At 59.9% G+C, this 5,036-nt stretch carries 5 protein-coding genes and 1 pseudogene; 1 reads left to right on the top strand and 5 read right to left on the bottom strand.

What is annotated here, in order from left to right; all coding sequences use genetic code 11:
* Positions 1-270 precede the first annotated feature (270 nt).
* The gene (locus M3436_19165) at positions 271-1,389 is read left to right on the top strand and encodes an IS3 family transposase (protein MDQ3566109.1); all 1,119 of its coding nucleotides are present in this window, start codon (positions 271-273) and stop codon (positions 1,387-1,389) included.
* A 223-nt stretch (positions 1,390-1,612) separates the two neighbouring features.
* Here the strand turns inward: M3436_19165 and M3436_19160 are convergent, their stop codons facing one another.
* The 5 genes and pseudogenes from M3436_19160 to M3436_19140 form a co-directional block, all read right to left on the bottom strand.
* Positions 1,613-2,308 (bottom strand): VIT family protein, encoded by a 696-nt coding sequence (locus tag M3436_19160; GenBank protein MDQ3566108.1) that lies wholly within the window; start codon positions 2,306-2,308, stop codon positions 1,613-1,615.
* Between the two features lie 1,014 nt (positions 2,309-3,322).
* Positions 3,323-3,397 (bottom strand): annotated as a pseudogene (locus tag M3436_19155) (GFA family protein).
* Positions 3,394-3,825, bottom strand: coding sequence for a VOC family protein (locus M3436_19150; GenBank protein ID MDQ3566107.1), 432 nt, complete (start codon positions 3,823-3,825; stop codon positions 3,394-3,396). The pseudogene M3436_19155 and the gene M3436_19150 overlap by 4 nt, the downstream one beginning before the upstream one ends.
* Before the next feature lie 116 nt (positions 3,826-3,941).
* Positions 3,942-4,766 (bottom strand): zinc-dependent peptidase, encoded by an 825-nt coding sequence (locus M3436_19145; GenBank protein ID MDQ3566106.1) that lies wholly within the window; start codon positions 4,764-4,766, stop codon positions 3,942-3,944.
* A gap of 39 nt (positions 4,767-4,805) precedes the next feature.
* A partial coding sequence (locus M3436_19140; protein ID MDQ3566105.1) for a kelch repeat-containing protein occupies positions 4,806-5,036 on the bottom strand: 231 nt, incomplete at its 5' end.

The following is a 5,036-nucleotide window of genomic DNA, read 5'->3' as shown; positions in this document are numbered from 1 at the left end:
TCGTCGCACCGCCCAGGCTCCCGACGCCCCCAGCTATCCCCGGAGGCCAGTACTCTTTCACCCTAGGAGGCCAGGCTTTACTACCTTCTTTCAGACTCATCTTTGAATTAGAAAATACTGGTAGCAGGGACAGACTGAGCTATCCCGGATTTTGTGGACACTTTTGAAGGTAGACAATACCGATGGAGGTGTCAAATGGGAAAGGCAGTCGAGAAGGTCAATCCGGACCGCAAGCGTGCGCGCTTCACGAAGGAATTCAAACTGGAAGCGGTGAAGCTGCTGGAGGCGGGTCAGAAGCCGGCCACGCAGATTGCGTTGGAATTGGGCATTCGCCGCAATCAGCTGCACAAGTGGCAGGCGCAGCTCCGGTTCAAGGGAGAGGCTGGGGCGTTTCGAGGTCCTGGCGCCAAGCCGTTGGTTGAATATTCCGAAGTCGAGCGTCTTCGCCGCGAATTGAAGCGCGTCAGCGAGGAGCGCGACATTTTAAAAAAAAGCCGCGGCGTACTTCGCGAAGGAACTGCCGTGAAGTACGGCTTCATCCGTGACCATCATCAGCGGTTTCCGGTCTCAGGGCTGTGCGCGCTGCTGGGTGTATCGAAGAGCGGGTTCCACGCGTGGCTGAATCGACCGGTCTGTGCCCGCATCCGGGCAGATCGACAACGGCTGGTCGAGATTCGCCGAGTTCATGTCGAACACCGTGAAGCCTATGGCGCCGTGAAGACCTGGCGCGCGCTCAATGAGCGAGGCATCGCCTGCGGCAAGCATCGTGTCGCGCGGCTGCGGCGCGAAGGCAGTATCGAAGCCAAACGCCGGCAGCGCCAACGCCTCACCGTCGAGCATCACAAGACGGCAGCGCCAGCACCTGACTTGCTGGTGCGATACTTCAATGCCCCGATACCCAACCGCGTCTGGTCGGGTGATATGACGTTCATCCGCACCCGCGAAGGTTGGTTGCACCTGGCCGTCTTGCTGGACTTGTTCTCCCGCCGGGTCGTCGGCTGGGCGATGGATCACCGCCTCGGACAAGCCTTGCACGTGGGCGCGCTGATGATGGCCTTGCAACACCACCGCCCTGCGCCAGGTTTGATTCACCACACCGATCGCGGGCCGGAGTACAACAGCAGACCCTATCGCGAAGTCATGGCGGCACACCGTATCGTACCCAGCATGAACGGCAGGAAGGCGCCGCAGGACAATGCGGTGGCGGAGAGCTTCTTCTCGAACCTAAAGAATGAATTGATCCACCACTGCGACTTCAAGACACGGGATGAAGCGAGAGCGGCAATCTTCGATTACATCGAATTGTTCTACAACCGCAAACGCATTCACCAGTCGCTCGGCTATCGCACCCCCGAGCAAGTTGAGAGAAAATGGTGCGGAGGTGCTTAACTAAACTGTCCGCGAAACCCGGGATAGCTCAGACCACGGCTTTCTCATAGCTGGCAAGTCCCACGCTGCGAAACCCCAATAACCGCCGCACTTTGCCCATCGGCCGTCCGATGAACAGCGCCCGACCCGAGACACTCTCAACCCACGAATTAACCGGTGCGTGTCAGCGCGTCCGAGTTGTTGTTAGGTGGCATATCGCCGCTTCGCCAGCAGTTCGATTCGCTCACGCAACCGTTCCAAACAGAGCTCCGACGCCAGCGGTCAACGCCATGGCTAGCGCACCCCAGAACGTGACGCGCATTGCACCCAATGCCACACGCGCTCCACCGACGCGCGCAGCCACCCCACCTAGGAACGCTAGGAAAACGAGTGAAGTACCTGAGACGAGGCAGATCAGGCTCGTCTCGGGGGACAATAAGGTGACTAAGAGGGGCATAGCTGCTCCAACAGCGAAGCTGGCAGCCGAAGCAAAGGCAGCCTGAACAGGACGCGCACTAAGAGCCTGGGAGATCCCGAGTTCGTCGCGGGTATGTGCGCCGAGCGCGTCATGCGCCATGAGTTGATCGGCGACCTGTTTCGCAAGCGCAGGATCAAGGCCTCGACCGACGTAAATCGCCGTCAATTCTTTGCGCTCGCCCGGATCGTCCGTCGTGAGTTCCTTGCGTTCACGCTCGATGTCTGCCTGTTCGGTATCTGCCTGTGAGTGGACGGACACATACTCGCCGGCAGCCATTGACATGGCGCCGGTGACTAGGCCGGCAACCCCTGCGACCAATACGTTGCTGTGAGTTGCATCAGCCGCTGCAACACCCAGCACCAGGCTCGCGGTGGAAACGATGCCATCGTTCGCGCCCAATACCGCGGCGCGGAGCCAGCCGATGCGTTCAGCGCGGTGTCGTTCCAAGTGACGTGGAGGCATTCTAAAGGTCCCGTGTGTGACCGACAACCACTCACTGTTCCGCTGGGCTGCGGAGACACAGCGAGCGGACGGAGTCAACGCCACTTAACGTCAAGTTAGCCGGCCAGCAGCCGTTACGCTGTATGCCTTGAGCCACCACAACCGAACCGCGAACACGAACACCCACAAAGACAAGAGACCCGAGGATAAGCGCTCGTAGAGACCTGTGCCCGCTCTCAGTTCGGCGCTCCACGACATGAGCGCCAGAAGTACCAAACCCAAGCATCCAGAACCGATAGAGTACGCACTAAGGCCTCGGAGGCTTTGATATCGCCTGAATAAGATACCCCAAAGGACCGAGGCACCAATAAGCGCAAAAAAACCTACGCCAGCCGATAAGCTGTGCAACTTCTGACTGAGTAAAAGTCTAGGCAGGGCACACCCAATCTCGCAGGGAAACATGCCTGCGACAAGGCGGGCTACCCCATTTATGGCAAGCAGCATTGCTGCAATTGTGGCAAGCGGGCTACCTTTGAATGCAACATACAAGTATGCCGCAAAAGCCGTATGCATGAGCCCAGTGGGCACAAATGCGGCGTACCGCATAATGAACTCGGTAGAGCCGCCCCGCTCACCAAGCTCACTAATGTACTGCGTCAGGTGACTGTATTCCGGTCTTAGACCGCCGCAGAAAATAATGGCCGATGCCCATAAGACAGGAGCCAGTATGCCGCACATAACTCCAATCTTACGGAGCGTTAGTTTCATAACAGCGGGACAATACGTGTAAACTGGCTAACGTCTATTGGCCGACCGAAGTGTCGGCTTACAAGGTGATATTCTGCTCGCGGGTTGCAGAAAGTTCAATCCAGCCAGCATGTTGAGTCTCCCAGGCATATTAATTGTCCGGGGGTTATGGACGCGCTGATTATGCAGTGCGCTCAATAACACGCGGATTCTGATCCCCGTTGATAAGCAGGGATCAACAGGCCCGTCAGCTGCCATTGTTTCCGCCATTCGTTCGCAACCCATCTGTCCCGCGCTCAGGTCAATGTCCGCCTCAAAGCGGACCGCGCCGCAGTGGCAGCTTCCGGTGTATGTTTTCTTCATATAACGCTCTGCCTAGGAGCCGTCGACTCGACCTCATCGTAACCGCTGCCTATGAACTGCAATAGACAGAACCCGTGGCCGAATGGGTCGCTCATTGTGCCAAGATAGCCCCAAGGGTGGCATTGGACCTCGCCTTCGAGCTTGGCCCCCGCATTCAACGCACGTTGGACCGCGGCCCAGACATCGTCAACGACGAAGTCAAGGTGCACGGGCGTCCAGTGGCGATGGTAATCACGTCGCTGCGAGGCGTGTGCGCTCGGCAGGCTCCCCGGCTGTTTCGCGAGCAGGTAGATGTGTGAGGACCCACCGAGCATCTCGGCGACGGTATCTCCGAAAGGACGACGCCCAGGGTGAAGCCCGATGGCACTGGCATAGAACTCTACAGCCTTATCAAGGTCGTCGACGTCAATGTTGATTAGTAGCTTCATCGTCGTCACTGGATGCACACCGCCGTCACAGTAGGACGTCGGACTGCCTGGGCCGCACGTGAAGGTCGCGGGTCGCTCCTTTGTTGTTGGGCGGTGGTCCTGCACCTACCATCGTATTAATGCCATGCGGCGGGATCCACCCGGTAGTAGTCCCGCAGCGCCGCGTAGAGCGCAGGGTGCTCTTTAGACAGGCGTTCCGGCTGTTCGAAGAAGGACTCTGTGGCCACGGCGAAGAACTCGCCGGCGTCCTCGGCGCCGTAGTGGGCCATGACCGTCGTCTCCCCGCGCGACGCCTTGTCGCGCAGGGTCCGGAACTCGCTGCCCAGCACTTCCGCCCACATCCGGTAACGGGCTACGCTGTCGAGCACCGGCGTCCCGTCTGCGACCCCGTCCTCCTGGTCCAGTTGGTGGGCGAACTCATGGAGGACGACGTTCTCCCCCTCAAAGCGATCCCCTGCATCACCCTCCACCTCGTCCCAGGCGATGATCACCCGGCCCACCTCCCAGGACTCCCCGATACGAGGCTCACGACGAGTCGTACAGACCCCCGCCTCGTCCACCAGCTCGCGGTTGACGATGAAGGCCGAAGGGTAGACCAGGATCGATTGGAGTTTTCCATAGGAATCGGTCTTGCGGTTCAGTATGAGAAGACAGGCCTGCGCGGCGATGAGCACCCGTATCGCTTCACTGATCTCCAACCCACCACAGCCGTAGAAGCGCTTCTCGGCGAGGAAGACCGGGATATGTCGCCGCAGTTCTTGCCTCAAGAGCTCAGGCATCCGCGGGTAGAAGCGCAGCCGTTCGAAGAGGATTCTCTCCCACTCCGCGGGAAAAGGGGTCCGTTGCAGGCGCTGGCGGCGCCGAGCCTTGAGTACCGGCGGGCCGAGCAGGAGGGTGGCCAACAGTGCGCCCATGAGGAAAAGTGGGATCAGCGGTTCCATACAGGACCGTGAATGACAGCGGCTTTAGCGCTGCTCGGCTCAGTGCACCTCCAAGGCCTCCACGCGGCCCGAGACCGAGAGCCCGGGGTGCGTGCCGCCGCCGATCACGTAGAGGACGTTACCCACGGCCGCCGCGGCGAGGCCATGCCGGGCCGTCGGTAAGGGGGGCAGGCTCAGCCAGCGGCCGCTCTCTGGATCAAAGGCTTCGACCTCCGCGTGGGTCGCGCTCGGACGTTCCCCACCCGCTACGACGAAGAGCCCGTCGAAGGC

This window comes from Pseudomonadota bacterium, assembly GCA_030859565.1.
Classification (GTDB): domain Bacteria; phylum Pseudomonadota; class Gammaproteobacteria; order JACCXJ01; family JACCXJ01; genus USCg-Taylor.
This window is presented reverse-complemented; position numbering and strand designations above follow the sequence as displayed.